General features: G+C 49.1%; 14 protein-coding genes. 12 read left to right on the forward strand and 2 right to left on the reverse strand.

The window, feature by feature from the left end; genetic code table 11:
- Positions 1 to 18 precede the first annotated feature (18 nt).
- Positions 19 to 1,314, reverse strand: coding sequence for a S41 family peptidase (locus GA004_RS01570; protein WP_283395532.1), 1,296 nt, complete (start codon positions 1,312 to 1,314; stop codon positions 19 to 21).
- A gap of 129 nt (positions 1,315 to 1,443) precedes the next feature.
- Positions 1,444 to 2,385 (reverse strand): NAD-dependent epimerase/dehydratase family protein, encoded by a 942-nt coding sequence (locus tag GA004_RS01575; RefSeq protein WP_283395533.1) that lies wholly within the window; start codon positions 2,383 to 2,385, stop codon positions 1,444 to 1,446.
- Between the two features lie 913 nt (positions 2,386 to 3,298).
- Between GA004_RS01575 and nusG the strand changes: the two genes are divergently transcribed.
- The 12 genes from nusG to GA004_RS01625 all read left to right on the forward strand — a co-directional run bounded on the left by nusG (position 3,299) and on the right by GA004_RS01625 (position 15,792).
- Positions 3,299 to 3,823, forward strand: a complete 525-nt coding sequence (gene nusG / locus GA004_RS01580) for a transcription termination/antitermination protein NusG (RefSeq protein ID WP_283395534.1) — start codon at positions 3,299 to 3,301, stop codon at positions 3,821 to 3,823.
- Between the two features lie 26 nt (positions 3,824 to 3,849).
- Positions 3,850 to 4,608 (forward strand): sugar transferase, encoded by a 759-nt coding sequence (locus GA004_RS01585; protein WP_283395535.1) that lies wholly within the window; start codon positions 3,850 to 3,852, stop codon positions 4,606 to 4,608.
- Positions 4,609 to 4,628: 20 nt separating this feature from the next.
- On the forward strand, positions 4,629 to 5,753 hold the full coding sequence (locus tag GA004_RS01590) for a Gfo/Idh/MocA family protein (protein WP_283395536.1): 1,125 nt from the start codon (positions 4,629 to 4,631) through the stop codon (positions 5,751 to 5,753).
- Positions 5,754 to 5,765: 12 nt separating this feature from the next.
- Positions 5,766 to 6,248 carry an acyltransferase gene (locus GA004_RS01595; protein WP_283395537.1) on the forward strand — a complete coding sequence of 161 codons (483 nt, stop codon included), beginning with the start codon at positions 5,766 to 5,768 and terminating at the stop codon, positions 6,246 to 6,248.
- 287 nt (positions 6,249 to 6,535) lie between these two features.
- The gene (locus tag GA004_RS01600) at positions 6,536 to 7,729 is read left to right on the forward strand and encodes a DegT/DnrJ/EryC1/StrS family aminotransferase (RefSeq protein WP_283395538.1); all 1,194 of its coding nucleotides are present in this window, start codon (positions 6,536 to 6,538) and stop codon (positions 7,727 to 7,729) included.
- The gene (locus GA004_RS01605) at positions 7,722 to 8,801 is read left to right on the forward strand and encodes a lipid II:glycine glycyltransferase FemX (RefSeq protein WP_283395539.1); all 1,080 of its coding nucleotides are present in this window, start codon (positions 7,722 to 7,724) and stop codon (positions 8,799 to 8,801) included. Before GA004_RS01600 ends, GA004_RS01605 begins: the two co-directional genes overlap by 8 nt.
- Before the next feature lie 244 nt (positions 8,802 to 9,045).
- Entirely contained in the window at positions 9,046 to 11,385 is a 2,340-nt protein-coding gene (locus tag GA004_RS01610) for an exopolysaccharide transport family protein (RefSeq protein WP_283395540.1), read from the forward strand.
- 218 nt (positions 11,386 to 11,603) lie between these two features.
- On the forward strand, positions 11,604 to 12,653 hold the full coding sequence (locus tag GA004_RS01615) for a polysaccharide deacetylase family protein (protein WP_283395541.1): 1,050 nt from the start codon (positions 11,604 to 11,606) through the stop codon (positions 12,651 to 12,653).
- A gap of 112 nt (positions 12,654 to 12,765) precedes the next feature.
- Complete coding sequence (locus GA004_RS17855; RefSeq protein ID WP_343218833.1) at positions 12,766 to 12,948, forward strand: four helix bundle protein; 183 nt, start codon at positions 12,766 to 12,768, stop codon at positions 12,946 to 12,948.
- Entirely contained in the window at positions 12,912 to 13,037 is a 126-nt protein-coding gene (locus GA004_RS17860; RefSeq protein ID WP_343218819.1) for a four helix bundle protein, read from the forward strand. The genes GA004_RS17855 and GA004_RS17860 overlap by 37 nt, the downstream gene beginning before the upstream one ends.
- 94 nt (positions 13,038 to 13,131) lie before the next feature.
- Entirely contained in the window at positions 13,132 to 14,559 is a 1,428-nt protein-coding gene (locus GA004_RS01620; RefSeq protein WP_283395542.1) for a sugar transferase, read from the forward strand.
- A 159-nt stretch (positions 14,560 to 14,718) separates the two neighbouring features.
- A complete protein-coding gene (locus GA004_RS01625; RefSeq protein WP_283395543.1) occupies positions 14,719 to 15,792 on the forward strand; it encodes a glycosyltransferase in 1,074 nt (357 codons plus the stop codon).
- Positions 15,793 to 15,795: the final 3 nt, after the last annotated feature.

The raw sequence follows: 15,795 nt of genomic DNA on the forward strand, positions 1-15,795 counted from the left end.
TCTATTTATTCGGTGAAATCAGTTTTGCCGCAAGATCCATTTTTGGGCTGCTTCTATAACGTTGTCCCGGCCTTGACGGAGACGGGCAGGCGACAACTCAACTTTAAAATCCGGGTCCACCCCGACACCCTCAATCCGGGTTCCATTAGCCGTTCCGTAATCCGCGATCGCCATTTGGAGGAAGTAGCGATTGGGCAACCGCTTAAACAATGATGGCAACGCCGCACCAGGGGTTCGGCTTCCAAAGACACGACCTCGCCCGGTTTCCTTCATATCGGCGACAAAAATCTCGCTGGTCGAAATCGAGTTGTTGTCGACCAAAATCGCCAACGGCCCGAGGAAAGCTCCCTTTTGCGGATAGACATTGTAGTTCAGGTGACCTTGCCGCAATCGCATTGTTCCCATTAGGTATTCATCGTCCACTAGCATTCCCGCCAACCCTGTCGCCATAAGTCCAATACCACCCGGGTTTCCGCGAATATCGATAATCAGTCCCTTCACGCTTTCGTCGATCGATTTGATGTATGTTCGGATTTCCTCCATCAGGCTAGGCACCCATAAGTTGAAGCGGATATAGGCGACATTGTTTTCAAGGATCCGTTTATCGATTTCGATGGGCGACTCTCCCATGTTTCCCAACGGAAGGGACATGCGCCCTGAATACTCTTGGAGCTCGATCGAATACGAACGCGTCCGGCTAAACCGAGCGGGCTTGACGAGGAGTTCGATCTTCCTGCCAGGCGGGCCGTACAATCGATTCTCAATCGCTTTCAGAAAATAGTAGGGAGCTGTCCGATCGAAAACATCGGCCTCATCAACCAACGAGCCCAGGCTTTGAACGGTCATGCTGTCTGCCGACACCAGCTCGTAACCGGGTTTAATGCCATTCAGCGCGGCTCTGCTTTCCGGCCGCACTCGGTGAATAATAGGACGATTGCCGACTATCGCGAGAGTGATTCCTGAATCACCTCTTTGCCACGGATTTGGCATCAATTTATTGAATGAGGGAGAAATAACGGAGAAATGAGATTCCCCTAGCTCTCCCAGCATTTCCGAAAGCAACGCATCGAAGTCCTCCCTTTCATCCAATGTCCCGAGTCGGTTTCGATATTTTTCCCCAATCGACCGCCAGTCCGTCCCACCAAAATCCGGGTCGTAGTAGCTTTGGGCAATATCGTCCCAAACGGCTTCGAAAACCGTTTCATAATTGGAATTGGCCCGCAAAGGCATCGCAACTCCAAGGCAAGACGAGCCCAATAGCCCTATCCGAACCCAGTTTCGCAAAATCCGATATACCGCCAAAATTTTGAACACTCCCCTAGCTTAAGCACAATAGAGACTTAGTAAAGCGGCGAGTCGCGAATACAGTAGGGCCAAGGTCGAAAAGGTTTGATAATCAAGCTTTGCACTTTGCGTTAATCACGTCCTTGGCGGTTGAGGCCGCTAATCACTTTTTCCACGAATCTCAGCCCCGTACCAAGCCACCATTTTCTCCAGCCCTTCACGCAAAGAGGTCTTCGGCTCCCAGCCCAGCCGCGATCGGATCTTTTCGATATTGGCATGGGTCGCTCTTTGATCGCCGGGTCGGGCTGGCCGGGTCGCAATGCGAGCTTTTTTTCCCATTATTTCTTCCACCGTTCGAATCGCTCTTCGGGTCGTAAAGCACTGATCCGTCCCTAAATTGAAGATTTCCCCTACCGCTTTGTTCCAATTTTCGATTGTAGTGTGAATTCCCTCACAAATGTCCCCCACGTAACTATAAGAACGCTGGTGATCGAGGCTTCCTTTGAAAAGAGGGAAATCCGAGTCTTCGTCTATTGCACGAATAAGCTTGGGAAACAGCTTTTCCGGCCGCTCCCGCTCCCCGAAAACGGAAAACAACCGCAGCGAACAGGCAGGAAATCCCGACAAACGAAAGGCCCCCATCACTTCCAGTTCCGCTGCGAGTTTTGTCTCGCCATACCACGAGGCTGGTTTCGGCTCAGTCACTTCGGCATCCATCGCCCTGATTCCATAAACCGATGATGAAGATATGTTTACAAATTTATCTACCGTGCATCGTTGCGATGCCTCCAGCAACCGGTGGGTCGCAACGGTATTGTTTCGGTTGTAGTCCGCCCAAGGAGTCTTTTCAGAAATTCCAGGTTGCCCTGCAAGGTGCACCACGCAATCAGCCCCCACAACAATTTCGTCTAGGGGATCCACAGCTAAATCCTTCCCATAAACCTTTACGCCTGACCGATCTAAAAATGCTGCGTTGGCTCGCTTGATTTTCGGATCGTAATACTCTGAGAATGAATCGACTCCCGCAACGTCGTGCCCTTTGTCAACCATACGCAGAGCGAAATTCGTACCGATGTAGCCAGCGATTCCTGTAACGAGCATTCGCATCAGACTCAAAAAGAAGCATTGAGCTAGCGTGTCCAACCTAAATCCTATTTCGTAGCTGTTTGGTACCCAGAGATAATCGACCTCGGAAACATTTGGAGGGGGCTTGTCTGAAAGAAATGTGCCGCAGTCCTAGTTTGAATAGGGCCTGTTAGATTTCAAATCTGGAGCTGAGATAGCTAAGGAAGCCAATCTGGTGTATGCCGCTTCACGTGCTTGGCAGAGGGAGCAGTCTGCCGCTCAGCTCGCAAGGCAAGCTTTTCGCTGCAGGTCCAACAACCAAGACCGCGGCACAAGTGACGAGCGTCCAAGCCAATACCGCTATTCGATTACTTTTGGGCCTAAGAAGACTGATTTCCAGCAAACTTCCCAGCTACGAATTTAACGTAGAAATCTAAACCTACGAAAGCTAGTTCAACCCCTAAAATCTTGTTTCTTATTTTGACTGAAATAAATATTGATACTTAGTGCGTCGACCCCAACGAGAGAGCGCCGGTAAAGCACTCTTCAAAACGATGAATCGAAATCTTTTCGTCACCACAAAACTATATTTCATCGTATTTGTCGCGAGCCTCTGTAATACCCTAATCCTATTTCAGGATTCAGCTCCAATGGGAGAATTGATATTTTTAATCATTATCAATCAATTGGTTACCAAATTGATATTGTTCGATTACCCATACTCCTTTCTCAATCTAGGAAAGACCCGATACCTTGCGTAGAGAAATCCCTGATCACCCACTAAGAGTACCCTGATCAACACGGCGCTGGTCTCACTGATTCGACATTAACGCACGAATTGACGTTGCAAACCCGTATCGATCCTCAAGCCTCCTTAAACGAGACCCATGCTTTCACTAACGAAAACTACTCATATCACTCGCGGCGTCAATCCAACGGAGGTTTGTTCGTGAGTGGCACTACTGATATGAACTGGTTCTGCGTTCACACCAAACCCGGTAAAGAGTCCTTCGTCGAGCACCACCTCACGAATGAAATCGGGCTTGATTGCTACTTTCCCCGCCTGAAACGGAAGAAAATAATCCGACGGGTTAAACGAATCGTCACTGAACCCCTTTTCCCCCGCTATTTGTTTTGCCAGCTAGATTTAGCATCTAGCTACAGAGCTGTTCGCTATGCCAAAGATGTCGTCAACATTGTCAATTCGGGCGAAAGGCCTAAAGTCGTGGCTGACCACACTATTGCCCAATTAAAAATTTGGGCGGGTGAAAAAAATGACATAATCACCCTGGAGCCGAAACCATTTGAAACTGGCGAGAGCGTTGAGATCACCTCCGGTCCGATGCAAGGGTTAGAGGCGATTTTTCTCCACGAAACCAACCAATCAGAAAGGGTCGCCATACTCTTAAAATTGATGGGGGCTGAATCGAAAACAGTCATTTCTCGCTCTCAGGTTGAGCCAGTCAATAATTGAATTCCCAACCACGCATCCACTTTCTCATGTACTCTCAGAACTTCGGCCAAGGTCCCACCAAAGTGACCAAAACGCTCGTAAAGCACCAGCCAAAATGGGAGCGGGCACTGGACCTACTACTCAGTCTAACAGCTCTCGTTTTGGTTTCGCCCCTTGTGCTCATCGTCGCGCTTCTAATTAAACTAGTTTCCCACGGTCCTATCATTTTTAAGCAAGAGCGGATTGGTTGTAATGGAAAGCCCTTCCTGATTTACAAATTTAGGACGATGGAAGTAAATACGGACGACAAGGTTCACCAAAACCACGTCAGCCAATTGATAAAACAAGACCTGCCCATGGGCAAGCTGGACCGAGCTGGCGACAGCCGCTTGATTCCATTCGGACGCTTTTTGCGAGCTTCAGGGATAGACGAGCTTCCTCAGTTCCTCAATGTACTGAAAGGAGAAATGAGTCTCTCCGGTCCACGTCCCTGTCTGAAAACCGAGCTGCAAGCCCTGACTCCAGAGCAGTATTGCCGATTCGAAATCCTACCCGGCCTAACGGGTCTCTGGCAAGTCTCTGGCAAAAACAAAGTTTCGTTTTCTAAAATGGTCGCTCTCGATATCAAATACGCTAACGAGAAAACGCTCTGCCTGTACCTCGCAATTCTTCTTAAAACTCCCTTTGTAATCCTTCATCAAATTTCCGATTTGCGACATTCAGATGAAATTGCAAAAATGCCTCTGGTCGAAGGGAAATTAAAGAACCCAGACCTAAACCAAAATATACCTTTAGAACAGGCTTAACAAAGCCGATCCTAACCTCTATGAGGAATCCATTAAACGTTGGAATCGTTGGCCTGGGCTACTGGGGGCCCAACCTTGCCCGAAACTTTAATACGCTTCCAGGCTGTAAACTAGCGATGATAAGCGATCGTGATCAAAGACGCTTAACGCATGTCCAAGAGCTGTATCCAAGCGCCAGAGGCGAACCCGACTATAAATCGCTTATCGACAAACCCGCCTTAGACGCCATCGTAATAGCCACTCCGGCGAAAACGCATTTCCCAATCGCGAAAGCGAGCCTTCTAGCCGGGAAACATATCCTCATTGAGAAGCCGCTCGCCTGCTCTGTGGCCGAGTGCGAGGAGCTTGTCGACCTCGCCCACTCCAAAGGCTTGATCCTCATGGTAAGCCATACGTTTCTTTATTCGCCCGAGATAGCAAAGATCAAGGAAATCGTAGATTCCGGCGACGTAGGCGAGATTCGGTACATCAGCACTCGCCGTTTGAATTTAGGGCTTTTCCAGAATGATATAAACGTGGCTTGGGATCTCGCCCCCCACGATCTTTCCATTATTCTTCACATAATGGGCGAAAGTCCTAAATTTGTAAATTGCCAAGGAAGCGCGCACATCAACCCTAGTATTGAAGACGTTACTGCGATGTCGCTACAGTTTGAGAACGAGCGTTCCGCCGTTATCCAAAGTAGCTGGCTCGACCCGAGGAAAGTCCGCGAAATGACGATCGTGGGGAGCAAGCGAATGATCCTCTACGACGATGTCGCTACACAGGAGAAGATAAAGATTTTCGACGCCAGAGTTGAGCAGCCGCCTCATTACGACACGTTCGCAGAATTCCATTATGCCTACCATCACGGAGATATGTATGTTCCCTACGTGAAGCAGGAGGAACCGCTCAAGAATGAATGCCAACACTTCATTGATTGTATTATCGATGGTAAAACTCCTCTCACCAACGGAAAAAATGGCACCGAAGTCGTTCGGATATTAGCGGCCTCCTCAGAATCGCTCAAACGAAACGGCGAGCCGGTCAGCCTCGATCGTTCAGAGATATCTGAAAAGGGCAAGACAACGGCCATTAAGGATACCTTTTCGCGTGTCCTCTCGCAGAAAAAACAGAAACGCGACAAATTTGTCCCTAGCTACTAAAGGGAAGCTTCGATGAAAAACCCTCCCGGACCTAAGCTAATATCTTCGGACGTAAAATTGGGGTTCAACGTAACCATTCATGCCTTCACCAACCTCTACGGCTGCGAAATTGGAGACGATTCGAAAATAGGGACCTTTGTCGAAGTACAAAAAGGGGTAAAAGTTGGCAAACGATGCAAGATTTCGAGCCACAGCTTCCTTTGTGAGGGAGTTTTGATAGAGGACGATGTATTCATCGGCCACAATGTCGTTTTCACGAATGACAAGTTTCCAAGAGCGACCAACGAAGATGGGGCGCCTCAAACAGATGCCGATTGGAAAACCGAGCGAACAATCGTAAGGAAAGGCGCTTCTATCGGTTCTGGGAGCACTTTGCTTCCTGGTGTAATTATCGGCGAAGGAACAATGGTTGGAGCCGGCAGCGTCGTCACTAAAAACGTAGCATCCCAGACAGTCGTCGCCGGAAATCCAGCACGAGAATTGAAAGCCCTCTGAGGACAATCCTATCAAGCTTTCCTAATTAGATCGTAGCCCACTGCGACCCGAAACCATTCAGGGAGCGAAGCTGATCCGATGCATTTGAAATTAGAAACGGTAGAGAGGCCGCTAAAATCATTTAAAATAGAACAGCTCTTCAGCTTTACACTTCGCTCTACCATCCGATTAAGTAATTTACGGGGGTTTCTCTTGAAGTCTACTTACCAAGGGTCCTTATCGAAAAAATTCACGCAGCCTGTTCTAGCCAATCGATCCTTCAGAGTAAATTTGCCTGAGGCACCGAAATGGCGGCAGCGTGCCAGCAAAGCCGGTTCAATCCAAATTCGCCCAAAGTGACACTCACGCGAAAACGCATGGAAGTTCCATTCCTTGACTTGAGCGCCCACCACTGTCCGATTCAGCGCCAGCTGATGGAGGCAATTCAGGAGGTCGTTGAGTCAAGCGCATTCTCAGGCGGGCCCTTTGTGGAGCGTTTTGAGAACGCCTTCGCCCAATACTGCCAGACGGACCACGCCATCGGCGTCGGGAGTGGAACAGAGTCACTTTGGCTCGCGCTCAAGGCCCAAGGGATAGGGCCCGGCGACGAAGTGATCACCGTCCCCAACACATTTTTCGCGACCGCCGAGGCGATTAGCCTTACAGGGGCCAAACCCGTGTTCGTCGATGTTTCAGGTGAAACGCTCAACATAGATGTCTCGCTCATCGAGGCGGCGATCACCGAGCACTCCAAAGCCATCATCCCCGTACACTTGTTTGGCCAGCCCGCGGACATCGATCCCATCATTGAAATTGGGAAGTGCCACGGCCTATTCGTTTTGGAAGACGCTGCCCAAGCTGCCGGTGCGGAATACCGAGGACGTCGTTCGGGATCGCTCGGCGACTGCGCAAGTTTCAGCTTTTACCCCGGCAAGAATCTCGGGGCACTTGGCGAAGCAGGCGCGTTGACCACTAACGACGCAGACTTGGCCCGACGGCTACGAGTCCTGCGAGACCACGGCCAGGCGAAAAAACACCAGCATTTAGATATTGGATGGAACGCGAGAATGGACGGAATCCAGGCTGCGGTGCTTCGCGTAAAACTCCAGCGACTAGACGAGGCGAATGAAAAACGCCGTGCCCACGCAGCACTCTACTCAGAACTGCTCCGAGAATGCCCTCTCGTGAAGACTCCTTCGGAAAGTGCCTGTAACCGACACATCTTTCACATCTACGCTGTTCGCGTCCCCAATCGAGATCAAACTATCGAAACGCTCGCGCAAGAAGGCATTCGGTGTTCTATCCACTATCCCATACCCATCCACCGACAACCGGCCTATCAACACCTTGGATACGTGGAGGGGAGCTTCCCTTGTGCAGAACGCTCTAGCTCGCAGCTCCTCTCTCTGCCGATGTATCCCGAGCTCACACAGGATCAAATCAACCATGTTGCGGAAACGCTCAAGGCCACTGTAGAGAACCAAGCCAAATGGGATGACTAGCTTTACTCAACAAATATCCAGAGAATCGCTCTCGAGCTCTCAAATTTCTATCTTCAATCCCCTCGAGCGATCGGACTGGGATGCCCTCGTATCTCGTTTTCCACAATGTTCCTTCTTCCACACATCTGCCTGGCTCAAGGTCCTCAATGAGACTTATGGCTATCTACCTATAGCGATCGCTCTTACTGACCAAAACACTACAAGAGCCCTGACGGTTTTCATGGAGGTCGACAGCTGGATCACCGGAAAACGTGGGGTTTCGCTTCCCTTTACAGACGAGTGCCAAACGCTCCTGTTTGACGAGGGCGATCTCCCTTTACTGCTCGACCAAGTCTATGCCCTAGCGGCTAAGCAGAACTGGGAATCGCTCGAAACGCGCTCGGCTTCAGTACTCGAAAAAAATGCCCTCCCCTCCCTCGTTCATTACACGCACAAGCTTTCGTTGAACCCCAACCCCAACTCACTCTTCTCGCAATTCAGCACCTCAAATCGCCGAGCTATTCGAAAAGCAGAAGCCTCTGAATTATCAATCGATCAAGAATCCAGCTTGGAGAACCTGAAATCCTTCTACAAATTGCTCTGTCTCACGCGCAAGCGTCATGGGATGCCTCCGCAGCCCTGGATGTTCTTTCGAGCAATACAAGAGAGAATTCTATCTCAGGGGCGGGGTTCTCTTTTTCTCGCGACCTACAAATCCGCTCCAATCGCCGGGGCTCTCTTTTTGCAGCATAAACAAAACGCCATCTACAAATTCGGGGCCTCTAACGAATCTTTTCAAGCCATGCGTCCCAATAACTTCGTTATGTGGAATGCCATCAAATCATTCGCCCAAAACGGCTGCCAACAACTTGATTTCGGCCGAACCTCCCTCGAAAACAAGGGTCTTAGACGTTTCAAGCTCGCCTGGGGATCCTCCGAAAAAACACTACCTTACGTTCGTCGTAACATCAAAACCCAATCCATCGAAATCCAGTCCGATCAAACCCATGGCTGGCATAACCAAATTTTCAAGATCCTCCCCACTCCACTGTCCCGTCTCGCTGGTCAACTCCTATACAAACACGTCGCTTAAAAAGCGACGTCGTACGTCGAAGATCGTGAACTCTGCCGAAGCAAAGGTAAGGTCCCTATTCTCCTATAAAAGACTTCCAAAAAAGTTAATAAACCCCATCCGGGGACGTTAATAGGCTACGAGGACCTATTTTCAGTTACTCCATTCTACTTCCACTATCAATCGTATCCTCACCACACGTTACTCGCAGAAATCCAATTAGTAATTTTCAAACAATAATCTTCAATTAGCCAAAGGCTATATAATGAACGATCCAAACCTAGCTCCAGAACCCGCTGCCATCAAACCTGGCGACATCTTTTACGCCTTATTCAAGCATAAGGTGAAGATTGTTCTTTTTACCGTAATCGGTATAGTCGTCGCACCATTTGTCTACAAATTCTATCCAGAGGTATACTCTTCGCAATCTCGTCTCTTCATTCGCTACGTTGAACAAGCACAAACTCAAATTTCCGCGGGTGAAAATGCCAACGTTCGTACTGTAGAACAGGGGGACTCCATCATCAACTCAGAAATGCAGATCATCACGAGCATGGATCTGGCTTCTCAAATCGCCGAGAAGATTGGCCCTGCGGTTATCCTCAATAACCCTGAATTAGCGCACGAAAAAAATAAGGCTGCCAAAATCATTAACTCCGGAATCAGAGTAAGTGTACCGCGCCGAAGCAGTATCATCACAGTCGAATTTTCCAACGCCAATAGTCGACTGGTCCGACCAGTCCTTAAAGAATTGATCGATTTATACTTGGCTAAACATTTGGAAACGCGCTCCAGCGGCTCTTTCGACAGCTTCGTAAATCAACAAGCCGAGCAATATCGTGCTCGACTCGCACGCACGGATGAGGAACTGCAGAATGCTCTCCGACGCGCTGGAGTAATTTCATTTACAGGAGCCCAAACAGATCAGGATCAAAAGGCCTCACGAATAAAAGATGCCTTACTCAGCAGCAATGCCGAGCTCGCTTCAAGGAAAGCCACTCTAAGTGAATTGCAAAGACTCTCCACTCAAAGGGTGGAGGGCAATTCACCCCAAGAGACAGTGGACAACTTCCAGGTGGAGGAAGCTATCGACCCGGGAGTCTTGCAGTCCTATGGTTCGCTTCAGGCCCGGCTGGATGTGATAAAACGCAGAGAGCAGGATATGCTGCTCCAATATACCGATGAAAATATACTGGTTGTGGCAGTTCGTTCTCAAATAAATGCATTAGAACTTGAAATAGAAGAATTGGAACAAACCCATCCCATACTAACCGATTCAAATTCTCCTTTCGTGCCAGGGGAGAGAGGGAAGCCGATAGACTTCAGCTCCAACATCATTCAAACGTACGCATTGGAAGCGAAAATCGCTATGCTCAATTCGCAATACGAGCAAATCGTTGCAGAGACCGAACAATTGAGGTCCGTTCAAACGGAAATAGAGGAGTTAAATCGACGCAAAGCGATCGAGGAGCAAAACTATAGATACTTTTCTCAATCCAGAGAAAAAGCGAAAATCGACGAAGCCTTTGGAGCAGGGCGCATCAACAACATTGGAATTGTACAACAACCAACTCCAGCCGTTGAAGGGAGTGAGAAAATGAAACTACAAGTCTCCCTGGGAGCCCTTTTGGGATGTATTGCCATTCCTCTCGCTTGGGCTTTGGGATTCGAATTGTTTTTAGATCAGTCCATCAAGCGCCCCATCGACGTTAAACGAAGCCTTAAAATTCCGCTCTTCCTATCCATTCCCGACACGAAAAGCCGAGCGTACCGGAAGCTGCTCAAAAATACGGGCCAGCAGAATGTGCTCGATCGCGAGAAACGAATCAAAGCCAAACCCTCTAAGAGCAGCTACCAGCCTAAATCGCCAACCCTTGTGGCTGCCGCGAAATCCCAGCCAGATCGTTTTGGAGCCGGTGCCGTGGCCAATATGGAAGCCTCTTCCCCAGCCAACCCATGGGAAGTAGATCACGCGCTCCACTCGTACTACGAAGCCCTGCGCGATCGCCTTATCGGCTTTTTCGAAGGCCGTGGAATGACCCATAAGCCCAAGCTTATCGGCCTAACGGGGATCGGGGTTGCCCCAGGGACAACCACCATGGCTGCGGGTCTGGCCGCCACACTCTCGGAGACAGGCGAAGGCAACGTACTGCTCGTTGACATGAATCTAGGTAGCGAATCCGCTCAACAATTTTACCTAGGCAAAAACATTGCCGATTTAGATGAACTCCTCGGAGGAGGACCGGTGACCGAAAAGAAAAACGAGGCCAAACTCGTCGTTGCCGCCGAAGGAACAAATGGGTTAAAACTGCCAAAAATATTGCCCAATCGCTTCAACGAAATCGTTCCCAAACTCAAGACCAGCGAGTTCGACTATATTATTTTCGATATGCCCGCGGTAAGCCCAATCAGTGTGACTCCACGCCTCGCTAGCTTCATGGACGCCGTATTTCTTGTCATCGAATCCGAGAAGGCCAACAAAGACGTCGTAGCCCGCGCCACCGAATTGCTTCTAAAAACAAACGAAAACATAGGGGCAATCCTCAACAAAACCAAAAGCTACGTCCCCCAACGCCTCCAAGAAGAATACTTGGGAGATCTTTAGTCCCGCGGGCGGGACGAGTGCTTTGGGTCGTTAAGCTGTTAGGCCATAGCTTTTTAGGTATTCAGCACGGCAAAATCCACATCAGATATTGCCACGAAAAGGCACAACAAAAACCGCTTGAGCGGCCTTCGTTGTAAATTCGGCGACTACTCTAGATCGCCAATTATTCATCAGCGAATCCTGCAATCAAAAATCCAAGAATCGTCGCTCCGCGAACTATGTTCCGACTCAAGCTTTACTACCACGCCAAACCCTTCTTGCCCTGGGGCTTCCGAATGGCCATTCGCCGTGTTTTCGCCTTTCGAAAACGCCAACGTTACCAGGCCACTTGGCCCATTGATCCGTCCTCATCCCTTTCTCCATCCGATTGGTCCGGATGGCCCGACGACAAAGGTTTCGCCTTCGTACTTTCTCACGACGTGGAGACTCAAATTGGCTACGATAAAATAGGCCCCCTAGTCGATCTCGAAGAAAGTCTCGGATTTCGATCCGTTGTTAACTTCATCCCCGAAGGCCAATACCGCGTAAGCGATAAATTGATACAGGATTTAAAAGCTCGAGGTTTTGAAGTAGGTGTCCACGGACTCCACCACGACGGAAAACTCTACAACAGCCTAGTAAGATTTAAACTTCGGTCCAAGAAAATCAACAAGTATCTAAAAGACTGGGGCGCAACCGGCTTCCGGTCGCCCCTCATGCACCACAACCTCAATTGGCTACACGCTCTGAACATCGCCTACGACGCCTCCACTTTCGACACAGACCCCTTCGAACCGCAGCCCGACGGTGCTAAAACCATCTTTCCGTTTTGGGTCCCAAAACATACTGAAATCGGCAGTCAGAGACCAGAAGTCGGAGAACAGATGCCGGAGGGCAGACCTCAGACTTCGGAACATAGAACTCAAGAATCGAGTTCAACCCTTCACCCTTCACTCGACGGCTACGTAGAAATCCCTTACACTCTACCGCAAGACTCTACTCTTTACCTTCTCCTAAAAGAGAAGACCAACAAGATCTGGAAAGAAAAGACCGCTTGGCTATCCCAGAACGGTGGTATGGCCTTTATGAACGTCCATCCAGATTATATCGACTTTAACGAAAACGGCAGTCCGTCTACTTATCCAGTCTCTCTATACAAAGAATATTTAGAACACGTCAAAGCCGCCTATGGCGGCCAGTACTGGCACGCCACTCCCTGCGAAGTCGCTTCACGATTTCGACCAGGAATCGGAGTTCTGAAATCGGAGATTAGAGACCCAAATTTATAACCAATCCTAAGACCTCGGATCTCCGTTTCAAACCAATACCAGAAAAATTCTCATTCGTTCCGCGAAAGACTTAGAATTCTGCAAGTTGGCATATAAGCTTGCGATCGAGATATTGAGAGGCAGCGAATCATTTCCCAAAGAAGAAACCGACGCACCAACCGACCAGATTAGACGATCTTCGAGATCCGTTTGTGCGCACTCAAGGGAAGCCTGGGCCAAACGAAGATACGAAGCCCATTTACAAGCAAGCTTGCAGACGTGGATCGCGAAGCGAGTGAAACCGACACTTGGCTAGATTTTGCATTAGATGCGGACTACATTAACCAACAAACCCACGAAAACCTTTCAAACAAGCACAGACACATCAGGTCCATGCTCGGTTAAATGATCCAAAACCCAACAACATTCCTTCAAAAGAAAGAGGCACCGCCTTCAGATCTCCGTCCTCTGACTTCAAACCTCAGCGATTCATCAATAGATGATTAGATTAAGACATAAGGTATTCATTCACGGATTGCGTATTTACGACCAGTTCGTACTGTCCGTCAGCCTATTCGTTACCGTCGCTATCGCAAAGGGCGTTACGAGTTGGATACAGATTCCCATCATATTCCAACGCGAGTACAAGCTCATCGAATCCGTCGGTCTAATAGCCATGCTGATTGCGTGGACGATCCTTTTCAATCGATTTGTCAAGTACGATACGAATCGATTCGTGAGCCTCTACCGGCAAATCTATGGGCATGCCAAAGCCAGCACAGCCACGGCGTTCCTGCTGCTACTCGCAGGCGCCATTTTTGAATTCGAGACGCTTGGGCTCAAATCAATCGCGGTATTCTGGTCCCTCAATTTGATTTTTGGAATAATCGCCCGAGTCGTTGTCAGGCTGCTTTTAGTTCTGACACGGCAAATCGATTCCAATAAGCGCAACGTGCTTATCGTGGGAACCGACCCGGATACCATCGAATTAAGCCAACGCATCGCCAAAAATCGCGAACTTGGATATCGCATTAGCGGCTATATAGCGCTGAACGATGAAGAGGCATCGCAGAGTTCGCTAGAATTGCTTGGAACATTAGCGGACCTCGAGGTGATTCTCGAAAAAGAGCGTATCGATGAAGTTCTCATCGCCCTCCCTTTCGAGAAGAATGTCGAGCAGGTTTTGGAAATCGTCCGCCTCGGATACGAACTCGGCGTCGTCGTACGCTACACTCCTAGCTCGAAACACGCACACATCTTGAAGACTCTACATCTAGAAACCTACGAAGGCTGCTACGTCTTAACTTTCTTTCGAGAACGACACGTCCTCCAACTTCTCGTCAAGCGATTCATGGACTTGGCCGGATCAGCGCTACTTCTAATCCTCCTAAGCCCGCTTTTCGCTCTCGTTGCCCTACTCGTGAAGCTAGATAGCAAAGGCCCCGTTTTCTTCGCCCAAGAACGCGTCGGCATGAACAAGCGCAGTTTCAAGCTGCTCAAATTCCGCTCCATGGTGGTCAATGCCGAAGAGCTAAAGGCCCAGCTCGCAGAACAAAACGAAGTCGACGGCCCCGTCTTCAAAATCAAGAAAGACCCGCGCATAACCCGAGTCGGAAGATTCATCCGAAAGACCAGTATCGACGAGCTGCCCCAGCTCTGGAACGTCCTTGTCGGCGATATTTCCCTAGTCGGACCACGCCCTCCGCTTTTTGGCGAAGTCGAGCAATACGATTGGCTTTTCCGAAAACGCATTTCGATAAAGCCCGGTATCACCTGCCTTTGGCAAGTAAGCGGACGCAACAACCTCAGTTTCGGAGAGTGGATGGAACTCGACAAGCAGTACATCAATAATTGGTCCATCTGGCTCGATATCAAAATTCTACTACTTACTATCCCCACCGTCCTCCTAGGCCGCGGAGCCTCTTGACGCTACGCATCGAGATTCTCGGTCAGAAGTATGAGATCCGAGAGCAAAAATCTGAGATCAAAAAAGACAGAACAAGAAACGTAATTAAGCGACCTCAGTTCTCCGTCCTTTTCCAAGAACCCTGCATAGCTCAGAAGCGACCCAAGACCAACCTCAACCTTGAAAAAGCAGACTTCAGATCACCGATCTCCGACCTCCACTAAAAGGCGTCCCCGCGTTTTAGCCCTCTCTTCGGGTGGCGGCCATTGGGTCCAACTTTTACGACTACGTCCTGCTTTCAAAGATTGCGATATCACCTATGCCACAGTATCCAAAGGTTACGAATCCGAGGTACAAGGAGCTAAATTCCGCATTGTCGTCGATTCCAACCGAGATCAGAAGCTCAAACTCATCTTATCGTTCTTCAGCATCGCCTGGCTCATCCTAACGGTACGTCCCCACACAATACTATCAACCGGAGCCGCTCCCGGTTTCTTCGCAATCTTCATCGGCAAACTCCTCGGTAGAAAAACAATCTGGGTAGACAGCATCGCCAATGCTGAAGAACTTTCAATGTCTGGACAAAAAGCCGGAAAATACGCAACCCACTGGCTCACCCAATGGGAGCATCTCGCCAAACCCGAAGGTCCGCAATATTACGGAAATGTCCTTGGAGATGTTTCTGAGGAGCAGAATTCAGAAAGCAGAGATCCGGAGCCGGAAATCAGCCATAGACCCTACGAAGCTCATAAGCGAAGCACGGGCAGTCAAAGATTTTCGATCTTTGTAACAGTCGGCACCGACCAGCATTTCGATCGGATGGTCAAAATCATCGACCAATGGGCGGCGAACAACCCAACTCAAGAAATTTTCGCTCAAATTGGCGAAACCGACCACCAGCCGACCAATATCGAATATTCCAAATTTCTAGCTCCCAAAGAGTTTGTCGAGCAGGTCAAATCCACTTCGCTCATCATTGGTCACGCTGGGATGGGGACAATTTTAACCGCGCTAAAGCATCAAAAGCCAATTCTCGTAATTCCAAAACTCGCTAGTCTTGGCGAACATCGCAATGAGCACCAAACCGCCACTGCGAAGTACCTCTCTAACCAGGGTAAGGTAAACGTCGCTTTTGACGAAGACTCACTAGTGGCGAAACTCAATAACTTAAAAGAATTAGCAGTAACAGCTAGAGTGGGTGCTTATGCGAATACTACTCTTACCGGACAATTAACTGCTTTCACACAAAATTAAGAA

Origin of the sequence: Candidatus Pelagisphaera phototrophica (assembly GCF_014529625.1) — a bacterium.
Taxonomy (GTDB): Bacteria; Verrucomicrobiota; Verrucomicrobiia; order Opitutales; family Opitutaceae; genus Pelagisphaera; species Pelagisphaera phototrophica.

Excerpts from the sequence above, each read along its gene's own strand:
- GA004_RS01575 (WP_283395533.1), bottom strand. The coding sequence starts at position 2,385 with ATGCTCGTTACAGGAATCGCTGGCTACATCGGTACGAATTTCGCTCTG.
- GA004_RS01585 (WP_283395535.1), top strand. The coding sequence starts at position 3,850 with ATGTACTCTCAGAACTTCGGCCAAGGTCCCACCAAAGTGACCAAAACG.
- GA004_RS01590 (WP_283395536.1), top strand. The coding sequence starts at position 4,629 with ATGAGGAATCCATTAAACGTTGGAATCGTTGGCCTGGGCTACTGGGGG.
- GA004_RS01595 (WP_283395537.1), top strand. The coding sequence starts at position 5,766 with ATGAAAAACCCTCCCGGACCTAAGCTAATATCTTCGGACGTAAAATTG.
- GA004_RS01600 (WP_283395538.1), top strand. The coding sequence starts at position 6,536 with ATGGCGGCAGCGTGCCAGCAAAGCCGGTTCAATCCAAATTCGCCCAAA.
- GA004_RS01605 (WP_283395539.1), top strand. The coding sequence starts at position 7,722 with ATGACTAGCTTTACTCAACAAATATCCAGAGAATCGCTCTCGAGCTCT.
- GA004_RS01610 (WP_283395540.1), top strand. The coding sequence starts at position 9,046 with ATGAACGATCCAAACCTAGCTCCAGAACCCGCTGCCATCAAACCTGGC.
- GA004_RS01615 (WP_283395541.1), top strand. The coding sequence starts at position 11,604 with ATGTTCCGACTCAAGCTTTACTACCACGCCAAACCCTTCTTGCCCTGG.
- GA004_RS01620 (WP_283395542.1), top strand. The coding sequence starts at position 13,132 with ATGATTAGATTAAGACATAAGGTATTCATTCACGGATTGCGTATTTAC.